The following is an 18706-nucleotide window of genomic DNA, read 5'->3' as shown; positions in this document are numbered from 1 at the left end:
TTTAATTTTCCATGTAGTTAGTTAGCCAATTTGTATGTGATTTAATCAAATCGTCAATTGATACTTTTGTCTTATCATCAATTATTAAATTATCTTCATTTACTGACCCAAGTTCATCAAAATGTACGGAGTTTTCTTGAAGGATTTTAGTAGCACTTTCTAGATCAACTTTACTAATTTCTATAATGTATCTTCCTTGATCTTCACCAAATAAGTATTCGAACTGATTAATTAAGTAATTTGGTTTTTTAAGGGTTGCACCTTTTTTACCTTTTATACACATTTTAGAAAGAGCTGTAATTATTCCACCTAAAGAGACATCATGTGCGGACTTAATATATTTTTTATCAATAAGCTTTAATATTGTTTCGCCATTATTTTTTTCATTAAAAAGATTAATTTCAGGAGGAGGTCCATTTTTTTCATTTAAAATATCTCTTGCAAATAAGCTTTGGTCTAGATGACCCTCAGTTTTACCAATAACTAAAAGTATATTATCAGCTTCTTTTAAGTCCATTGTAACCATGTTTGGGTAATCTTTAATCAAACCAACACCTCCAATTGCTGGAGTGGGTTTAATACCAATATCTTTAGTTTGATTGTAGAAAGAAACATTTCCTGAGACTACTGGGAACTCTAAGTAAGCACTTGCTTCGCCTAAGCCTTGAACACATTCTACAAACTCACCCATATTCTCTTCATTTTCAGGACTACCAAAATTTAAACAGTTTGTAATTGCAATTGGTTTTGCACCAACTGAAATTAAATTTCTCCAACTTTCACAAACAATTTGTTTTCCACCACTTAAAGGATGAGCCCAACAATATACAGCAGATGAATCAACGGATGCTGCAACAGCTTTATTAGTACCATGAACCCTAACAACACCTGCGTCTCCACCAGGTTTTTGAATAGTGTCACCCATAACAGTGTGGTCATATTGTTGCCAAATCCATTCTTTGCTACATACATTTGGATTAGATAATATTTTGTTTAAAACATTTTTTACTTTTAAAGTTTTAAATAGTTCTTTATCAAGTTTAATTTTTTTAGGCAGTTTAGCTTTTTTCCATTTTCGGTCATACATAGGTGAGTTTTCAACTAATGTATTAACAGGAATGTCAGCTACTTTTTCCTGATTAAAATAAAGTTCAATTTTTTTACTTTTTGTTGTTTTACCAATTACAGCAAAGTCTAAATTCCATTTATCAAATATTTTTTTAGCCATTTCTTCTTTGCCTTTTTCTAAAACAATAAGCATTCGCTCTTGGCTTTCAGATAACATAATTTCATAAGGAGTCATGTTTGCTTCTCTACAAGGAACTTTATTCAAATTGATCTCAATTCCTAAATTTCCTTTTGAAGCCATCTCAATACTTGAAGAAGTTAATCCTGCAGCACCCATATCTTGAATAGCAATAATCGAATCTCCTGCCATTAACTCTAAACAGGCTTCTAATAATAGTTTTTCTGTGAAGGGATCCCCAACTTGTACGGTTGGTTTTTTTTCTTCAATTTTATCATCAAATGAAGCTGATGCCATACTAGCACCATGAATTCCGTCTCTACCAGTTTTTGATCCAACATAAATAACCGGCTTTCCTAAACCTGCAGCTTTTGAATAAAAAATCTTATCTTTTTTAACATGACCTAAGGTCATTGCATTTACTAAAATGTTACCATTATAAGACTCATCAAAACTAGTTTGACCTGCAATTGTTGGAACACCCATGCAATTACCATATCCACCTATACCGTGAACAACGCCACGTAATAAATTTTTAGTTTTTTTATGTTGAGGTGAGCCAAAATGAATTGAATTTAAATTAGCTATTGGTCTTGCCCCCATTGTAAAGATATCCCTCATAATACCACCAACACCAGTTGCAGCACCTTGATAAGGTTCAATAAATGAAGGGTGATTATGACTTTCGATTTTAAATACAATTGCATCATCATCACCAATATCAATAACACCAGCATTTTCACCGGGTCCCTGAATTACATTTTTTCCTTTAGTAGGTAAGTTTTTAAGATGAAATCTTGAAGATTTATAAGAACAATGCTCATTCCACATTGCCGAGAAAATACCTAGTTCGGTAATATTAGGAACTCTTTTTAACAAATCACAGATTTTTTTATATTCGTCTTTTTTTAAACCATGATCGATTGCAAGTTGTTCGTTAACTATCATTATTTTAAATTATTAATTAAGTTTTCAAAAAAAATTGAACCATCTTCACCTGATAGAGCAGGGTCTATCATTCTTTCTGGGTGAGGCATCATTCCTAAAACATTTTTTTGTTTATTAAATACACCAGCTATATTCTGTAATGAACCATTAGGATTAGATTGTTCATCAACATTCCCGTTTTTATCTGAGTAAAATAAAGCTATTTGGTTATTGTCATTAATTTCTTTAATTTGCTCATTAGAACAAAAGTAATTTCCTTCATTATGAGCAATGTGGAATTCATAGACATCTTTTTTATCATCTTGAAAATAAGAGTTATCTTTATTGTTAGCTTTAACAAAAACATTTTTGCAAATAAATTCTAGGTATTTATTTCTAAGCAGTACACCTGGCAATAAACCTGATTCAACTAAAATTTGAAAACCATTACAGATCCCCATAACTTTACCACCACCCTGAGCAAAGTTTAAAACAGATTTCATAATTTTTGATTTTGAAGCCATGCTTCCACATCTAAGATAGTCTCCATATGAAAAACCACCTGGTAAAACTACTAAATCACTTTTTGGAAGCTCAACATCATCATGCCAAACCATTTTATTTTTAAAGCCAAATTTTTTTAAAGCAACATCCATGTCTCTGTCACAATTAGATCCAGGAAAAGTTATTACAGATGAATGCATTATTTATTATTGTGATCCAATAATTTTAAAGTCTTCTATTACTAAATTTGCTAAAAGTTTTTTACACATTTCTTCAACTTTTTCTTCAGCTTTTTTCTTATCATTTTCGTTTGTATCAATTTCAAAATATTTCCCCTGCCTTACTTCACTGATACCTTCAAATCCCATACCATCTAAAGTTTGATGGATAACTTTACCTTGAGGATCCAAAACATCTTTCTTAAGAGTTATAACTACAGATATTTTCATATTATTTTCTTTTTTTAATTGATCTTAATTTTGTAACATTTACAGCACTTAAGTTTGATTGTTCATGTAGTATACCAAGCCTTTTAGCAACCTCAGTGTATGCGGGTATTAAATCACCCAAGTCTTTACGAAATCTGTCTTTATCTAGTTTTTTATCAGTAATACTGTCCCACAATCTACACGTATCAGGACTAATTTCATCAGCTAAAATAACCTCATTTTTCCCATTTTCTTTAAGTCTTCCAAATTCAAGTTTGAAATCAATTAGTTTAATTCCAACTCCCCTGAACATTCCAATCATAAAATCATTTATTCTAAGGATCATTTTCTTAACTTTTTCTAATTCAGATTTAGTAGCCCAATCAAAAGCTAAAATATGCTCTTCTGCAATAAGTGGATCACCTAAGCTATCATCTTTTAAACAATACTCTAATAGGGGCTGCTTTAAAACCGTTCCATCTTCAATGCCAAGTCTTTTAGTAATAGAACCTGTTGCAACATTACGAACAATAAACTCAATTGGAATAATCTCTACTAATTTAATAATTTGTTCTCTCATATTTAGTCTTTTAACTAAATGATTTTTAATCCCGATTTGAGTTAGATTTGATAAAATATGCTCAGATATTCTATTGTTTAAAACACCCTTACCTTCAATGGTTGATTTTTTTAAGTTATTAAAAGCTGTTGCATCATCTTTAAAATATTGAATGACTAAACTTTTGTCAGATGTTGCATAAATTATTTTAGCTTTGCCTTCGTATAACCTCTTACCTTTTTTCATTATTTAAAAACTCTTCTAAAGATTAAATCTACATTTTTAAAATGTGATGAATAGTTAAATATAGCCTTCAATTTTTTTAAAGAAATTTTAGCTATTATGAATTCATCATTTGAAATAACATCAAACAAATTTAAATTTTCAGCAAAACATTTCTTTGCATAGTTTTGAACCATTTTGTAAGATTGCTCTCTACTTAATCCTGATTTTGTTAGCTCTAGCATTACTTCTTGTGAAAAAATTAAACCTTTAGTTATGTTTAAATTTTCAATCATTTTTTTTGGGTAGACAATCATTTTATCCAAAATGTAACTAAGTCTAGCCAAAGCAAAATCTAAAGTTATATTAGCGTCAGGACCAATATTTCTTTCAACACTTGAGTGAGAAATATCTCTTTCATGCCATAGTGCAATATTCTCTAGGGCAGGGATAACAGCACTTCGAACCATTCTTGCAAGACCTGTTAAATTTTCACTTAGTATTGGATTTTTTTTATGAGGCATTGCTGATGAACCTTTTTGATCTTTTGAAAAAAATTCTTGCACTTCATAAACTTCTGTTCTTTGTAAATGTCTAATTTCAATTGCAACTCTTTCAACAGAACCTGCAATAATTCCAAGAATAGAAAAATAAAAGGCATGCCTGTCTCTTGGTATCACTTGTGTTGATATAGGCTCAACTTTTAAACCAAGTTTTTTTGCTACATGTTTCTCAACATTAGGACTAATATTTGCAAATGTACCTACTGCACCAGAGATTGCACATGTTGAAATTTCATCAATTGCATCAACTAATCTTTTTCTATTTCTCTTAAATTCCTCATAAAATGAAGCTAATTTTAAACCAAAGGTGATAGGCTCTGCATGAATTCCATGACTTCTACCCATACAAGGTGTGTATTTGTATTTTTTAGCTTGCTTCTTTAAAACCTTTAGAATTTGATCGATATCACCAAGTAAAATTTTACCTGACTGAACTAATTGAATATTTAAACTGGTATCTAGAACATCAGAAGAGGTCATACCCTGGTGAAGGTATCTTGCTTTAATCCCTGCTTTTTCAGTAACAGACGTTAAAAATGCTATCACATCATGTTTAACTTTACTCTCGATTTGATGAATTCTTTTGACATTTATTTTAGCTTTTTTTTTAACTATAGAAGCTACTCCTTTAGGAATTTGACCTAGTTTTTCCATAGCTTCGGCTGCTGCAACCTCTACATCAAGCCAAATTTGGTATTTATTTTCTTCTGACCATATGTCAGTAAGCTGTTTTCTAGAATATCTCTCAATCATTAATTATAAGTAAGGGGGCTTAGAATAACCCTTAACAGATTCTGTAAAGATTTCATAACCATTTTCAGTAATACCTAACGTATGTTCAAATTGTGCTGATAAAGATTTGTCTTTTGTAACTGCCGTCCAGCCATCTTTTAGCATTTTTACATCCCATTCACCGGTATTTATCATGGGTTCAATTGTAAAAGTCATACCTGGTCTAAGCTCCATGCCTGTATTTCTTCTTCCATAATGTAAAACATTTGGTGGTTCGTGAAATGTTGTGCTTATTCCGTGACCACAAAAATCTCTAACAACTGAGTAACCTTTTTTTTCAACAAAAGATTGTATTTCATATCCAATGTCACCTAATTTTAATCCTGGCTTTAGTAAATTTATTGCTCTCATCATCGACTCGTATGTAGCATCAATTAAGTTGTTAACTTTAACAGGAGTTTTTCCAACACAAAACATTCGACTTGTATCACCGTAATGGTCATCAACTATAGCTGTCACATCAACATTTAAGGCATCACCTTCAATTAAAACTCTATCAGAAGGGATACCATGACAAACAACATGGTTTAAAGATGTACATAATGATTTTTTAAAGCCCCTATAAAATAGAGGAGCTGAATATGCACCGTTGTCTCTTATAAATTCATAGCCTAATTTATCTATAAATTCAGTAGTTACCCCTGGCTTAATATTATCTGTAAGCATATCAAGAGTTTTTGCTGCAAGATTTCCAGCAACTCTCATTTTTTCAAATTTTTCTGAATAATTATTTATCATCTAAATAGCAATTTTTTTTATAAATTTTAGTTTCATTAAGTTTAATATTTTAAAAAATATCTATTTAATAAATATTTAATGTAAGCATGTAAATAAGGATAATAATTTTTTAATTTAAAAAGAGACTTGAATTTAAAACTTTTTAAACCGACAGGAAAAAACGGGATAAAAATAGTTGAATGCAATAGGTAATCTGCATTAACCTTTTTTTTTTTTAAATTATCCTGAAGATCTAACAAGTCTTTTTTATCAATATAATAATCCATGTAATAAGAAAATCTATTAAATTTGGCATTTTTCGATATAAAATTAACACCATGAAATGTTGATGAGGTATGCAAAAATAAAACCAATCTATTTGGCTTAGGTTCGATATATATTTTTGGTTTATATCCAGTACTGTTAAATAAAATTGTTTCTCCACCTAAATTTTTATCCCATTCTTTTGAAGCAAAATATAATGAGTTGGCCATATGAATTTCTCCAGTTTTTGACCTTGAATGATCCACGTGAGATCCAAGAAAACCATTTTCTTTCATTGAGTGAAAAGGGTAATAACCTCCAAAATCTTTCAAATCATTTAGAGAGATTAAATTTATATTTCCTATAAAATTTTGTAATAATTGCTTTACCTTTAAACTTCCAAGAATTTGTATTGGTAATTTCATTATACTATCTAATGCACCAATCCCATAAACATTTTTATTAAATTCTAAATCTGTTGTAAATCTTTTTTTAATATCTTTAATTTCATAAATATTATGAAGCAAATTTGATATTTTATCAAAAACTTCATCGGGTAAAAAATTGTCAACAATAGCATGAGGGAATGGTTCTAACACCCATTGAACATCTAGTTTTTCAATTTTATCATTTATGCTTAATACAATATCATTATTTTGAACAATATTAGTTTTCATACTATTTTATCAATTACCATTCTAAATTATCTTAATTTTTTTATCTATTTTAATTTCTTTTGAACTTATTTTACATTGATATGCCAAAAAAATAACTCCAGCTTTTTTTGCAAGTAAATAATTTTTAAAATATTCTTTGTCAATGTCTTTAGCTATTTTAAACTTATTAACACCCTGTATTTGAACCAAGAATAATAGATAGGATTTATAACCTTTTTTAACTGCCTCTATGAGGGTTTTTAAATGTTTTGAGCCTCTAGTAGTAACTGCATCTGGGAATTCTGCAGTTTTTGCCTCTCTAAATAAAGTAACATTTTTAACTTCTACAAATATTTTTTGTTTATTTTTTTCAATTAGAAAATCAAATCGCGTTTCTTTATCAAAAAATACCTCAGACTTAATACTGTCATTGTTTGTAACTTCTTTAACTAGATTATTTGATAAACCATGAAGGGCAATTTTGTTTGCAAAATGGGTATTAACACCTACTAAATTTTTTTTAACTTTAATTATCTCAAGAGTATATTTTAACTTTCTTTTAGGATCGTCATTCTTAGACACATAAACCTCATTTCCCTCATCCAATAAACCCTTCATGGATCCAGTATTAGGACAATGTGCCGTAACAATTTCCTTATCAATTTTAACGTCTGTAAAAAATCTCTTATAACGTTTGATAAGTTTGCCTTTAATTAAAGGTTTGGTAAATTTCATATTTTAATTATATATTTAATAATGAACCAAAATACAAAATTTAATGCCGCAATACTTATTATAGGTAATGAAATTCTCTCAGGTAGAACACAAGATACCAATACTAGCACAATTGCCCAATGGCTTAACTCAATTGGTGTAAAAATTAATGAGGTTAGGGTTATTCCAGATATCGAAAATACAATTATTGAAACTGTTAATCATTTAAGAAAGGTTAACAATTATGTATTTACAACTGGGGGTATTGGCCCAACTCATGATGATATTACTGCTCAATCTATTTCGAAAGCATTTAACCTTGAGTATGAAATTCACAAAGAAGCTTTTAAAATATTAGAAGCTTATTATAAAGTTGGTGAATTTAATGAAGGTCGACAAAAAATGGTATGGATGCCACGTAATGCTAGTTTAATATTAAATCCAACAAGTGGTGCACCAGGTTTTAATATTGAAAACGTTTTTTGCTTACCTGGTGTTCCTTCAATTTTAAAATCAATGTTAGGTGGATTAAAAAATAAAATAATAGGGGGAGATCCAATATTAAGCCATACAATAAGTTTAAAAACTGTTGAAAGTGAAATTGCAAAATCTTTAACTAACGTCCAGGATGATAATAAGGATGTTGAAATTGGGAGTTACCCTTTTTTTCAAGCAGGCAAACTAGGCGTATCAATAGTAATACGATCTGAAGACCAGCGTAAAATTGATAAGTGTAGTTCTGAAATATTAGAGTTTGTTAATCAAAAAAAAATAGAAGTAGTAGCTAGATAGTTAAATGCTTTATTTCGCTTACGGTAGCAATCTAAATCATTTTCAAATGAAAAGAAGATGCAAAGACAGTATCTTTTTAAAAAAAATTAATTTAAATAATTTTAAATTAACTTTTAGAAGCAAGTATAGAGCTGCCGATATAGAGCTTAAAAAAAACTCAATTGTTCCAGGAGCTTTATTTGAAATATCAAAAAGTGATGAAAAAAAATTAGATGTTTATGAAGATTATCCGGCTCTATATAAAAAATATTATTTTACTTATTATGGTAAAAAAGTAATGACCTACACTATGACTAAAAAAACTTTATTTACATATCCTACAGAACGATATCTAAATATTGTAAAGATGGGTTATAAAGATTGTAAGTTAGATAATCGTATTCTTAAAAAAGCATTAAAAGCTTAATAAAAATATGGATATGATTTGTTAACAAAAAGAAGTTGAGTTATAAATAAAAACAGTTAAACAAATGAAAATATTACGTGCCCTCGTGGTGAAATTGGTAGACACAACGGACTTAAAATCCGTGCCTTTTTGGAGTGCCAGTTCGAGTCTGGCCGAGGGCACCATTTAATGAACTCGTTTACAAATAAAGTAAGAAATTTTTTCAGAATATTAAAAAAACCCTTTATTAAAAAAAAAAATTTTTGGGAAAATAATATTCCTGAAATAGATGAGGAAAACAAAAAACTTATTGAATCAGTTGGTGAATACACAATGACACCATTAATACGAAGATGGGCTTTGATAAAATCATTACATTATATAAATAAGAATAAATTAACTGGCGATATTGTTGAGTGTGGAATTTGGAAAGGAGGAAACTTATTTCTATCTAAAAGAATTCAAGACAAATATTCTACAAATATTAAAAGAAATTTTTATGGTTATGATACTTTTGAAGGGATGCCCAAACCATCTATACACGACGGATTAAAAATCATAAATATATATAATAATTTTAAAAAAAAAAATACACCATGGGTTAAAGCATCCTTAGATGAAGTTAAAAATTTAAGTAAACAATATTTTAACGACATAAACATTATTAAACTTATAAAAGGTAAGGTAGAAACAACGCTATTAGATAAAAGTAATTTGCCCAACAAAATAGCTTTACTTAGATTGGATACGGATTTTTATGAAAGTACAAAAGTAGAATTAAAAACTCTCTACCCACTCTTAGTTGAAAAAGGTGTTTTAATTATAGATGATTATGGCGATTTTCCAGGTTGCAGAAAAGCAGTAGATGAATTTTTTGATAATAAAAATATATTGATAACCAGTATAGACAAATCATGCAGGATAATAATTAAGAATGATTGAAAATGTTTATCTGACCCTAGATAGGACAAAAACTTCATTAAAGATTAAATCTTTACTAGATAAGAAAATTAAAATTACTTCTTTAAAAAATGCAAATATAATTATTGTGTTGGGAGGTGATGGATTTATGCTTCAAACTTTAAAGAAGCTATATAAATTTAAAAAACCTTTTTATGGAATAAATTGTGGAAACTATGGTTTTTTAATGAATAAATTTTCTAATAAAAATTTTCTTAGAAATTTAAAAAATTCTAGTAGTATTAAAATTTCACCTTTACAAATGACTGTAGCAAACGATAACTATTTAAAGAAATCTATAGCAATCAATGAAGTTTCAATATTGAGACAAAGCAAACAGGCATCATCAGTATCCATAACAATAAATAAAAAAAAGATAATTAAGAGATTAATTTCAGATGGTGTGTTGGTTTCAACACCAGCTGGCAGCACCGCATATAATTTATCAGTACATGGACCAATTTTAAATTTAGATTCTAAGAAATTAGCTGTTACACCTATCAGCCCATTTAGACCTAGAAGATGGAAGGGGATAATGGTTAGTGACAAATCCAAGATAGTAATTAAGAATTTAGATCCTAATAAAAGACCAATTAATGCGGTAGCTGATAATTTTGAAGTAAGAAATGCTAAAACTATTACTATTAAAGTTGATAAGAAAATTATCTTTAATTTATTATATGATAAAGAAAACAGTCTTTATAAAAAAATTAAGATTGAGCAATTAAGAAAAGAAACCTCTTAGACATGTTAAAAATTAAGCACAATAAACTTAACTCATAATTTAAAAGTGAATAAAAATAATAATATTAATTTATCTACATTTGATCGTATTAAAAAAAACTTAACTTATTTTGTTATCTATTTTTTTTTATTTTCATTACTGCTATTTCCACTGTGGTTAAATAAAAAATTTGGATTTTTATACTATGAACAATTTAAATTTAATTTAACACTTATCTATTATGGTTTTTTAGATGGCGACAGTAATTTAATAGATAGCATAATAAAATGGCTGGTTGTTGTACCAATTTTTTTATCAATTATGTACATTTATCTAAAAAAAATGATTTCTTTTTTTTATACTCATGAAGACAAGTCAATTGATTTAATAGTAAAAAAATTGAAATCACTTAAAAAAAATTACTACAGATTTAATATTAATAAATTATTTCAATTTGTAAATTTTTTAATGAATAAGTTATTCTTTATAACAATGATAATTTTAATTTTTATTTTATTTTACTTATTTACAAACTTTTTTGTAAAAGCTGATAAAGTTTCTAATGTCGATTATTTAGATTTAAATTATGAATATCCAGATGTTTATTCTAATGGAAATAACAACAATCTAGTTCTTCTATATGTAGAGTCTTTGGAAAATTCATTGAGCAACAAAAGTATATTTAATGAGAATTTAATAAAAGAGATTACAACTATTGGAGAAGGAAAAAGTGTTAAATACTTTTATCAAATTCCTGGGCTTGGCTATACTTTTTCATCATTAGTTTCAACACAATGTGGAATACCTCTTCTTCAAATAAGTAAATCTCATACTGATGCTAAAGACCTTCAATTAATAAATGAGTTTTTGCCCAACTTAAAGTGTTTAACAGATATTCTTGCAGATCACGATTATGAAAATATTTTTCTTTCTTCAGATTATTTAGAAAACTCTTTAACTGATAAATTTTTATTAAATCATAATTATTCAAAACTCTATGGCTTAAGAGAGCTAATAAATATGGGCTACAAAACATCTAAAAATGCATATCATAACAAAAAAAAATGGTCAGGTGGCATACACGATAATATATTATTGAAAGCTTCAATTGACATTTTAAAAGAAAAAAAAAAGAATAAGGAAAAAAATTTTTTCATGTCTATTATGACTTTAGATACACATGCCCCAGCTGGAACACCTAATCGTGAATGTCTTGAAAAGATAATGAATAAAAGAGATTTAAGAAATTATACAATTAAAGAATCTTTTAAATGCACATCATTTTATGTGAGAAAATTCATTGATGATTTTAATAAATTAAATTTAGATAATACTAAATTAATTGTAATCGGAGATCATTTATTGATGAAAAGTATTAATTCTGAGAAAAGATATATTTATAATAAGTTTTTTATAGATGATGAATTAGAAATAAAAAGAGATTATATAAATTTTTTTGATTTTTATCCGTCTATTTTAGAAGTTATGAAATTTAAGATTAACAATAAACAAGGTAAGGTGGCACTAGGGTTTAGTGTGTTTGCAAATAACGATCAATATAATTTGATAGACTTTACGTTAAAAGGCTCTTCCAAACTATATGATACTTTTTGGAAAACAGACGTTAAATAAGTTTATTTAATTTTTGATAATATAAATATTAAAATACTTTTATTAATTTTATTATGTTGTGGTGCCCCCGCACGGAGTCGAACCGCGGACCTATTGATTACAAATCAATTGCTAAAGTTTAAATAAACATTTGTTAGCAACAATAATCTTAAAATATTTTTAGTCTGGTCACACTATGGACTCAGTGGTACTGTTTTGAAGATGAAGAAGCTTTTAGGGATCATAATTCTAGGTTTGTTGTTAGGCAGCAACACTTATGCAGACAAAAGTCATTTAGGAGATTTCAATTATTTTTTACAGTCTAATAAAAGTAAACTTGCTGAATATGGTATTGATAAAATTGAAGTAATAAATATTTGCAAAGTAGAAAAAAGAAATAGCAAGAAATGGTTAAATGCTGAATGTAATGACAGGCCAGGTGGTACCTTTGAGGTAAAACATAAATTAAAAATTAAATTTTTCAAAGGCTATATAAAAGATGATGGAAAAACAAAAATAAATAAAGATACATTATTATATTACGGACATTACCAACTATATGATGACACATTTTTAAGTAACGTAACTGTTGAGACGTCAAAAAAACCATATGAATTTGATTTTGATTTAAGAGAAAATAAAGATGTTAAAAAGGAAATAAATTCAACAGGATTGTTAAGCTATCTATTGTTTGAAAATGGTAAAATAGTTGTTGATGAAATAACACCAGTAAATAGGTTTCGTATTTTATTTGATAATGAAACTAAATGGACAAGTGCTTCTGTTGGAAAGAGCATAACTTCTTACGTTACAGGCCACGCAATTTGTGGCGGATATATTGATAGCATTAATTCTGAGATGAATGATTGGCCATTAATTAAAAATACTCTCTATGACGGTCAAAAATTAATTAATTTATTAAATATGGCAGCTGGGGATCAAAAATTTGTTGGAGGTTCTGGAAATTTGTTTAAGCATAAAAAAGGAAAAAAAAGAAATAAAAATCCAAATAACAATACTCTTAAATTTTATATGACTGGTTACTTTAAAGATTCTAAAAAAAGTGAAAGCAAATATAATTATAGTAATATTATACCAAATATAGTTTTGAATTATGTTTATTATAAATCAAACGGTGATTTTCAAAAAATTTTAGATAACATTTTTAAAGATAAAGCTGGAATTAAAAATAATAGTGTTAGTTTTATGAGAATGAACAGCAACAATGTTGTTGGTAAATATCTAGGTAAACCTGTTGAATTAGATATTCTTGAAGAAGGTCCTTTAAGATATTCTTTTAGAGCATCAAGATATGATTATCTTAGAATTGCAAAAGCTATGATGGATGATTGGAATAATGATACTTGCGTTGGAAAATATTTGAAAACAATATATGAAAATAGAATTCCAAAGGATAGAAATTATGCAGGTAATTTTGGTGGAGGTGCTAAAGCAAAAAGTTATGGAGGATTTTTCCATACAGACTTTCCTGGTATCGACAGACCAATATTGGGTATGGATGGTTTTGCAGGTCAGCAAATAGTAATTGATCCTGAAAGATCCAAAATTGTTGTAATCAACTCAATATGGATTAATTATGATTGGGATAAGATTGTCTATTCAGTAATTAAGAACTAGCTGTGAAAAAACTTTTAGCGATCACTTGATTTTGGCAGAATCCTGGTCCAATCCTGGCACAATCAATTATTAGATTTAATTAAAAACTGGTTCAGTAAAAATAATAAATGTTGATTTAGTTGAGTGATGGTGCCCCCGCACGGAGTCGAACCGCGGACCTATTGATTACAAATCAATTGCTCTACCAGCTGAGCTACAAGGGCATAACTGATTTCTATTAAGAAATCTTAGACTAATCAAGAATTTTTTTTCAAATAACTTAAATGATGAAACACAATTGCTGCACTATTTGAGATATTTAAGCTTTCTACATTCTTATTTATATCAATCTTAACTAAAAAATCTGTGTACTTTCCAGTATGTTCTCTCATGCCAAATCCTTCAGATCCAAATAAAAGAACATTCTTTCCTTCCCATTTAATATCTGTAAAGTCTTTTTCTCCTCTTGCATCAAACCCATAAACCCAAAAATTCTTTTCTCTCAAATTCTTAAGTGTAGAATTTATGTTTGATACTTCAAAAATATTAATATGTTCCATGCAACCACTTGCAGCTTTATACATAAGCTTACTATCAGATGGAAACTGTCTTTCTTTAACTATTAATCCATCTATATGAAATGAAGAAGCGCTTCTAATTAACGATCCAATATTTCTTGGATCAGTTACTTCATCTATACAAACAAACGTTAGATTATTTTTTCCTTTTATAAATTCTTTTAAGTCGGGTTGATCTAAATGTTCAACTTCTGCAATATAACCACCATGCATCATTTGATCTTTAGAAGTGTACTTATCTAATTCTTTTTTTGATTTAAAATAAACCTTAACGTCTTCAAGAACATTTTTCTTTGGGTTTTTTCTATGAATATTTTTTTTACTCTCTTCTGTTAAAAAAACTTTTAAAACCTTTCTTTTTGGGTTTCTCAAAGCCTCAATAACCGCATGTTGACCAACTATTAAAAATGATGATTTATTCATAAAATTATCTTTGTTTTATACGTATTTTCCAGCATTTTCACAGTAAATCTCGTGTTGCAATTGCATAATAAAAATATATAAAACGCATGTTGTTTGAAGCTTTATTGAAGAAGGGGACACTTCCCCAAAAAGGAGGGGTTCCAGAGCGGTCAAATGGGGCGGGCTGTAAACCCGTTGACTTCGGTCTTCGAAAGTTCGAATCTTTCCCCCTCCACCATTCAATAAATTTTTTAATAACAATGGAGTGTTATTCTTGATGTTGTGCGGGTGTAGTTCAATGGTAGAACGCTAGCCTTCCAAGCTGGATGTAAGAGTTCGATTCTCTTTACCCGCTCCAAGAAAAAAAGAAATTATTAATAAAACTAAAACTGAGGTAAAAAAGTAATGTCAAAAGAAAAGTTCATAAGAAATAAACCACACTGTAACATTGGTACAATCGGTCATGTCGACCATGGTAAAACAACATTAACTGCAGCGATCACAAATGTTTTAGCAGAAACTGGTGGAGCAAAAGCTGTAGCTTATGATCAAATTGATAAAGCCCCTGAAGAAAAAGAAAGAGGAATTACAATTTCAACTGCTCACGTTGAATATGAAACTGAGAAGAGACATTACGCACACGTAGATTGCCCAGGTCATGCTGACTATGTAAAAAACATGATTACAGGTGCAGCTCAAATGGATGGAGCAATTTTAGTAGTTAACGCTGCTGATGGTCCTATGCCTCAAACTAGAGAACACATTCTTTTAGGAAGACAAGTTGGTATTCCATCAATTGTTGTTTATTTAAATAAAGTAGACCAAGTTGATGACAAAGATATGATAGAACTTGTTGAAGAAGAAATTAGAGAACTTTTAACTTCTTACAAATATCCTGGTGAAACAACTCCTATCATTAAAGGATCTGCATTAGCTGCTGTTGAAGGTAGAGATGAAGAAATTGGAAAAAATTCTATTTTAGAATTAATGAAAGCTGTTGATGAATTTATTCCTCAACCAGCTAGAGATGTTGACAAACCTTTCCTAATGCCTGTTGAGGATGTTTTCTCAATTTCAGGTAGGGGAACTGTTGCAACTGGTAGAATTGAATCTGGTGTTATTAAAACTGGTGAAGAAGTTGAAATCGTTGGTGTTACTGAAACTAAAAAATCAGTTTGTACTGGTGTTGAGATGTTCAGAAAACTTCTAGATTCTGGTGAAGCAGGTGATAACGTTGGTATTCTATTAAGAGGTGTTGAGCGAGATGATATTCAAAGAGGACAAGTTCTTTGTAAAACTGGTTCAATTACACCACATACTAAATTTGAAGCTCAGGCATATGTACTTAAAAAAGACGAGGGTGGAAGACATACTCCTTTCTTTACTAAATACAGACCTCAGTTTTACTTTAGAACAACTGACGTAACTGGAGAAGTTACATTACCAGCAGGAACTGAAATGGTTATGCCTGGTGATGATGCTAAATTCACTGTTACATTAATTACTCCGATTGCGATGAGCGAAAAATTAAACTTTGCTATTCGTGAAGGTGGTAGAACAGTTGGAGCTGGAGTAGTAACTAAAATTATAGAGTAAACTCTATAGGAGTGTAGCTCAATTGGTAGAGTGCCGGTCTCCAAAACCGGAGGTTGAGGGTTCGATTCCCTCCGCTCCTGCCAATAAGCTAAACAGTATATTATGAAAAACCCGATAAAATTTATTCAAGAAGTTAAACAAGAAGCCTTTAAAGTTTCTTGGCCTACTGGAAAAGAGACAATGCAAGGTGCATTAATGGTATTTGCTATGGCAGTTATTATGTCTCTTTTCTTTTTACTTCTTGATCAAGTACTTAAATTTTTATTGGAAGCTTTACTAAAGGTAAGTATTTAATGAAAAATTGGTATATTGTTCAATCTCATTCAAATTTTGAAAATAAGGTTGCTGGATTAATAAAAGAAGAAGCTGAAAAAGCAAAAATTTCTGATAAAATTGAAGAAATTGTTGTTCCAACACATGATGTAACAGAAGTGAAAAGAGGAAAGAGAATTCAGAGAAAAAAGAAATACTTTCCTGGTTATGTTTTAATTAAAAGTGAAATGGATAATGATCTTTATCATTTAATTAAAAACTTAAAGCGTGTTAGTGGATTTTTAGGTTCAAAAGGTATCCCCGTTCCTGTTTCTGATAAAGAAATAGAAAAAATTTTAGGACAAATAAAAGATGGTGTAGCTCAGCCAAAATCTGGTATAGAATACAGCATTGGTGAAAAAGTTCAGGTTGTTGACGGTCCTTTCGCATCATTCAGTGGTATGGTTGAAGATATAGATGAAGAGAAATCAAGACTTAAGGTTTCTGTTTCAATATTTGGAAGACCAACACCAGTTGATTTAGAATATAACCAAGTAGAGAAAGCAAGTTAATGGCAAAAGAAATTAGTGGATATATAAAGTTACAAATTATGGGAGGACAAGCTAATCCTGCTCCTCCAGTTGGTCCAGCTTTAGGTCAACGTGGAATTAACATAATGGAATTTTGCAAAGCTTTTAATGATAAGACTAAAGCGTTTGCTGGAAAACCAATCCCAGTTATTATTACAGTTTATAAAGATAAAAAATTTGATTTTGAAATTAAATCTCCACCAGCATCTCACTTTATTAAAGAAGCTGCAAAACTTAAAGGTGGATCAAAAGAACCCGGCAGAAGTATAGCTGGATCAATTACAAAAAAACAAGCAGAAGAAATTGCAACACAAAAAATGAAAGATCTTAATGCTCATAGTTTAGAGCAAGCTGTAAAAATTATTGCAGGTTCAGCAAGATCAATGGGTATAGAGGTTAAAGACTAATGGCATCAAAGAGATTTAAAAAATTACCAGAAAAAAATAAGAATCTAGCTTCTGAATTGATAGAAAAGTTATTATCAGATGTTAAAAATAACTGTACTACAAAATTTGATGAGTCTATCGATCTATCTTTTCAAGTTAATAACAAACAAAAAAAAGGTGAGGTCAATATTAGAACGGTAGTTAATTTGCCTGGTGGAACTGGTAAAAAAGTAAAAGTTGCTGTTGTATGTGAGGATGATAAAGCACAAGAAGCTAAGGATGCAGGTGCGGATATAGTTGGAAGTGATGAGTTTATTGATAAAATCAAAGCAGGTGAGTTAGATTTTGAAAAATTAATTTGTACACCAGGAATGATGGTTAAACTTTCAAAACTTGGAAAAGTTTTAGGACCAAAAGGTCTTATGCCCAATCCTAAACTTGGATCTGTTTCTGACGATGTTAAACAAGCGGTAACGGATGCTAAGTCTGGTCAAGCTGAAATTAGAAATGATAAAGATGGAAACATTGGTGTTAGTATTGGAAAAAAATCCTTCCATGATGATCAGCTATTAAAAAATTATTATACTATTTTAGACACTTTAGAAAAAGAAAAAGGTAACCTTACTTTAAAAGGTGATTTGATTAAAAATACTTTTGTTACATCTAGTATGGGTGTTTCGTATAAAGTTAAATTAGGAAAAGTTATATAGTTATGATGAACAAGGAACAAAAAAAGAATTATATTAGTGAAATGGAAACTCAGTTTCAAAATAATGAAGCTGTAATGGTAACGCACTACCAAGGTCTTACAGTGACACAGCTTGATGAACTAAGAGCTCAAATGAGAGAGCATGGGATTAAGTTTAAAATTACTAAAAACAGAATCACTAAATTAGCACTTGAAAAAACGAAGTGTAAGGAACTTTCGAATTTATTTACTGGGGCGACAGCTGTAGCTTTTTCTGATGATGCTATAATGTCAGCTAGAATTTTATCAAAATTTGCAAAAACTAATGAAAACCTAAAACTTTTAGGTGGAATTATGGGTAGCGATGTTTTAGACCAAGCTGGAGTTCAGAATGTAGCTAATTTACCAACACTAGATGAGGCTAGAGCAAATATTGTGGGTATTCTAGCAGCACCAGCGTCAAAATTTGTAAGTATTTTGCTTGCACGTTCCGAAAAAATGAGTAGTTTGAGCCCAGAAAATTCTTAAAAAAC

General features: G+C 29.5%; 21 protein-coding genes and 5 tRNA genes. 16 read left to right on the top strand and 10 right to left on the bottom strand.

The window, feature by feature from the left end; translation table 11 throughout:
• Position 1 precedes the first annotated feature (1 nt).
• Genes purL through sfsA form a run of 8 tightly spaced genes read right to left on the bottom strand, consistent with a single transcriptional unit; the run spans position 2 to position 7613 of the window.
• Positions 2-2194 (bottom strand): phosphoribosylformylglycinamidine synthase subunit PurL, encoded by a 2193-nt coding sequence (purL, locus tag ABXT45_RS04045; protein ID WP_415312840.1) that lies wholly within the window; start codon positions 2192-2194, stop codon positions 2-4.
• On the bottom strand, positions 2194-2877 hold the full coding sequence (gene purQ / locus ABXT45_RS04040; RefSeq protein WP_415312839.1) for a phosphoribosylformylglycinamidine synthase I: 684 nt from the start codon (positions 2875-2877) through the stop codon (positions 2194-2196). The genes purL and purQ overlap by 1 nt, the downstream gene beginning before the upstream one ends.
• A 6-nt stretch (positions 2878-2883) precedes the next feature.
• A complete protein-coding gene (gene purS, locus ABXT45_RS04035) occupies positions 2884-3126 on the bottom strand; it encodes a phosphoribosylformylglycinamidine synthase subunit PurS (protein ID WP_415312838.1) in 243 nt (80 codons plus the stop codon).
• 1 nt (position 3127) lies between these two features.
• Positions 3128-3910 carry a phosphoribosylaminoimidazolesuccinocarboxamide synthase gene (purC, locus tag ABXT45_RS04030; protein ID WP_415312837.1) on the bottom strand — a complete coding sequence of 261 codons (783 nt, stop codon included), beginning with the start codon at positions 3908-3910 and terminating at the stop codon, positions 3128-3130.
• Complete coding sequence (gene purB, locus ABXT45_RS04025) at positions 3910-5202, bottom strand: adenylosuccinate lyase (protein ID WP_415312836.1); 1293 nt, start codon at positions 5200-5202, stop codon at positions 3910-3912. The genes purC and purB overlap by 1 nt, the downstream gene beginning before the upstream one ends.
• Before the next feature lie 3 nt (positions 5203-5205).
• The gene (gene map, locus ABXT45_RS04020; RefSeq protein WP_415314441.1) at positions 5206-5976 is read right to left on the bottom strand and encodes a type I methionyl aminopeptidase; all 771 of its coding nucleotides are present in this window, start codon (positions 5974-5976) and stop codon (positions 5206-5208) included.
• 44 nt (positions 5977-6020) lie between these two features.
• Positions 6021-6899, bottom strand: coding sequence for a 2OG-Fe(II) oxygenase (locus ABXT45_RS04015; RefSeq protein WP_415312835.1), 879 nt, complete (start codon positions 6897-6899; stop codon positions 6021-6023).
• A 21-nt stretch (positions 6900-6920) separates the two neighbouring features.
• Positions 6921-7613 carry a DNA/RNA nuclease SfsA gene (gene sfsA, locus ABXT45_RS04010; RefSeq protein ID WP_415312834.1) on the bottom strand — a complete coding sequence of 231 codons (693 nt, stop codon included), beginning with the start codon at positions 7611-7613 and terminating at the stop codon, positions 6921-6923.
• Positions 7614-7634: 21 nt separating this feature from the next.
• Here sfsA and ABXT45_RS04005 point away from each other — a divergent pair, with 21 nt between their 5' ends.
• From ABXT45_RS04005 to ABXT45_RS03975, 7 genes are all read left to right on the top strand, one after another.
• Entirely contained in the window at positions 7635-8384 is a 750-nt protein-coding gene (locus ABXT45_RS04005; RefSeq protein ID WP_415312833.1) for a competence/damage-inducible protein A, read from the top strand.
• Between the two features lie 4 nt (positions 8385-8388).
• A complete protein-coding gene (locus ABXT45_RS04000; protein ID WP_415312832.1) occupies positions 8389-8790 on the top strand; it encodes a gamma-glutamylcyclotransferase family protein in 402 nt (133 codons plus the stop codon).
• Positions 8791-8869: 79 nt separating this feature from the next.
• Positions 8870-8954, top strand: a tRNA-Leu gene (locus ABXT45_RS03995).
• Positions 8955-8958: 4 nt separating this feature from the next.
• The gene (locus ABXT45_RS03990) at positions 8959-9711 is read left to right on the top strand and encodes a TylF/MycF/NovP-related O-methyltransferase (RefSeq protein WP_415312831.1); all 753 of its coding nucleotides are present in this window, start codon (positions 8959-8961) and stop codon (positions 9709-9711) included.
• Complete coding sequence (locus ABXT45_RS03985; RefSeq protein WP_415312830.1) at positions 9704-10474, top strand: NAD kinase; 771 nt, start codon at positions 9704-9706, stop codon at positions 10472-10474. Before ABXT45_RS03990 ends, ABXT45_RS03985 begins: the two co-directional genes overlap by 8 nt.
• 45 nt (positions 10475-10519) lie before the next feature.
• Positions 10520-12085 (top strand): sulfatase-like hydrolase/transferase, encoded by a 1566-nt coding sequence (locus tag ABXT45_RS03980; protein WP_415312829.1) that lies wholly within the window; start codon positions 10520-10522, stop codon positions 12083-12085.
• Between the two features lie 201 nt (positions 12086-12286).
• The gene (locus tag ABXT45_RS03975; protein WP_415312828.1) at positions 12287-13702 is read left to right on the top strand and encodes a hypothetical protein; all 1416 of its coding nucleotides are present in this window, start codon (positions 12287-12289) and stop codon (positions 13700-13702) included.
• Positions 13703-13829: 127 nt separating this feature from the next.
• On the opposite strand, the gene ABXT45_RS03970 is transcribed toward ABXT45_RS03975, so the two are convergent.
• Positions 13830-13905: transfer RNA gene (locus tag ABXT45_RS03970), tRNA-Thr, on the bottom strand.
• Positions 13906-13938: 33 nt separating this feature from the next.
• A complete protein-coding gene (gene rlmB / locus ABXT45_RS03965; RefSeq protein ID WP_415312827.1) occupies positions 13939-14682 on the bottom strand; it encodes a 23S rRNA (guanosine(2251)-2'-O)-methyltransferase RlmB in 744 nt (247 codons plus the stop codon).
• 131 nt (positions 14683-14813) lie between these two features.
• On the opposite strand from rlmB, the gene ABXT45_RS03960 reads away from it, so the two are divergent.
• The 9 genes from ABXT45_RS03960 (at position 14814) to rplJ (ending at position 18701) form a co-directional block, all read left to right on the top strand.
• Positions 14814-14899, top strand: a tRNA-Tyr gene (locus ABXT45_RS03960).
• Positions 14900-14945: 46 nt separating this feature from the next.
• Positions 14946-15019: transfer RNA gene (locus ABXT45_RS03955), tRNA-Gly, on the top strand.
• Between the two features lie 47 nt (positions 15020-15066).
• Positions 15067-16257 carry an elongation factor Tu gene (gene tuf / locus ABXT45_RS03950; RefSeq protein WP_415312826.1) on the top strand — a complete coding sequence of 397 codons (1191 nt, stop codon included), beginning with the start codon at positions 15067-15069 and terminating at the stop codon, positions 16255-16257.
• Between the two features lie 7 nt (positions 16258-16264).
• Positions 16265-16340 (top strand) — tRNA-Trp (locus tag ABXT45_RS03945).
• A 19-nt stretch (positions 16341-16359) separates the two neighbouring features.
• Positions 16360-16551: a preprotein translocase subunit SecE gene (gene secE, locus ABXT45_RS03940; protein WP_006996799.1), complete on the top strand. Its 192-nt coding sequence runs from the start codon at positions 16360-16362 to the stop codon at positions 16549-16551.
• Positions 16551-17081 carry a transcription termination/antitermination protein NusG gene (nusG, locus tag ABXT45_RS03935; RefSeq protein ID WP_006996800.1) on the top strand — a complete coding sequence of 177 codons (531 nt, stop codon included), beginning with the start codon at positions 16551-16553 and terminating at the stop codon, positions 17079-17081. Before secE ends, nusG begins: the two co-directional genes overlap by 1 nt.
• Positions 17081-17506: a 50S ribosomal protein L11 gene (gene rplK, locus ABXT45_RS03930; protein WP_415277713.1), complete on the top strand. Its 426-nt coding sequence runs from the start codon at positions 17081-17083 to the stop codon at positions 17504-17506. Before nusG ends, rplK begins: the two co-directional genes overlap by 1 nt.
• Positions 17506-18195 carry a 50S ribosomal protein L1 gene (rplA, locus tag ABXT45_RS03925; protein WP_415312825.1) on the top strand — a complete coding sequence of 230 codons (690 nt, stop codon included), beginning with the start codon at positions 17506-17508 and terminating at the stop codon, positions 18193-18195. The genes rplK and rplA overlap by 1 nt, the downstream gene beginning before the upstream one ends.
• A gap of 5 nt (positions 18196-18200) precedes the next feature.
• Complete coding sequence (gene rplJ / locus ABXT45_RS03920) at positions 18201-18701, top strand: 50S ribosomal protein L10 (protein WP_415314440.1); 501 nt, start codon at positions 18201-18203, stop codon at positions 18699-18701.
• The last annotated feature ends 5 nt before the right edge of the window (positions 18702-18706 follow it).

Origin of the sequence: Candidatus Pelagibacter sp. Uisw_106 (assembly GCF_047724975.1) — a bacterium.
Taxonomy (GTDB): Bacteria; Pseudomonadota; Alphaproteobacteria; order Pelagibacterales; family Pelagibacteraceae; genus Pelagibacter.
The sequence above is the reverse complement of the archived record's forward strand: the minus strand, read 5'-3'. Positions and strand labels throughout refer to the sequence as shown.

What these genes read in the sequence shown, in the direction of transcription:
- purL (WP_415312840.1), bottom strand. Translation starts at nt 2,194, where the DNA reads ATGATAGTTAACGAACAACTTGCAATCGATCATGGTTTAAAAAAAGAC.
- purS (WP_415312838.1), bottom strand. Translation starts at nt 3,126, where the DNA reads ATGAAAATATCTGTAGTTATAACTCTTAAGAAAGATGTTTTGGATCCT.
- sfsA (WP_415312834.1), bottom strand. Translation starts at nt 7,613, where the DNA reads ATGAAATTTACCAAACCTTTAATTAAAGGCAAACTTATCAAACGTTAT.
- ABXT45_RS04005 (WP_415312833.1), top strand. Translation starts at nt 7,635, where the DNA reads ATGAACCAAAATACAAAATTTAATGCCGCAATACTTATTATAGGTAAT.
- tuf (WP_415312826.1), top strand. Translation starts at nt 15,067, where the DNA reads ATGTCAAAAGAAAAGTTCATAAGAAATAAACCACACTGTAACATTGGT.
- ABXT45_RS04000 (WP_415312832.1), top strand. Translation starts at nt 8,389, where the DNA reads ATGCTTTATTTCGCTTACGGTAGCAATCTAAATCATTTTCAAATGAAA.
- ABXT45_RS04015 (WP_415312835.1), bottom strand. Translation starts at nt 6,899, where the DNA reads ATGAAAACTAATATTGTTCAAAATAATGATATTGTATTAAGCATAAAT.
- ABXT45_RS03975 (WP_415312828.1), top strand. Translation starts at nt 12,287, where the DNA reads ATGAAGAAGCTTTTAGGGATCATAATTCTAGGTTTGTTGTTAGGCAGC.
- ABXT45_RS03990 (WP_415312831.1), top strand. Translation starts at nt 8,959, where the DNA reads ATGAACTCGTTTACAAATAAAGTAAGAAATTTTTTCAGAATATTAAAA.
- purQ (WP_415312839.1), bottom strand. Translation starts at nt 2,877, where the DNA reads ATGCATTCATCTGTAATAACTTTTCCTGGATCTAATTGTGACAGAGAC.
- secE (WP_006996799.1), top strand. Translation starts at nt 16,360, where the DNA reads ATGAAAAACCCGATAAAATTTATTCAAGAAGTTAAACAAGAAGCCTTT.
- ABXT45_RS03985 (WP_415312830.1), top strand. Translation starts at nt 9,704, where the DNA reads ATGATTGAAAATGTTTATCTGACCCTAGATAGGACAAAAACTTCATTA.
- purB (WP_415312836.1), bottom strand. Translation starts at nt 5,202, where the DNA reads ATGATTGAGAGATATTCTAGAAAACAGCTTACTGACATATGGTCAGAA.
- nusG (WP_006996800.1), top strand. Translation starts at nt 16,551, where the DNA reads ATGAAAAATTGGTATATTGTTCAATCTCATTCAAATTTTGAAAATAAG.
- rplA (WP_415312825.1), top strand. Translation starts at nt 17,506, where the DNA reads ATGGCATCAAAGAGATTTAAAAAATTACCAGAAAAAAATAAGAATCTA.
- purC (WP_415312837.1), bottom strand. Translation starts at nt 3,910, where the DNA reads ATGAAAAAAGGTAAGAGGTTATACGAAGGCAAAGCTAAAATAATTTAT.
- rplJ (WP_415314440.1), top strand. Translation starts at nt 18,201, where the DNA reads ATGAACAAGGAACAAAAAAAGAATTATATTAGTGAAATGGAAACTCAG.
- rlmB (WP_415312827.1), bottom strand. Translation starts at nt 14,682, where the DNA reads ATGAATAAATCATCATTTTTAATAGTTGGTCAACATGCGGTTATTGAG.
- rplK (WP_415277713.1), top strand. Translation starts at nt 17,081, where the DNA reads ATGGCAAAAGAAATTAGTGGATATATAAAGTTACAAATTATGGGAGGA.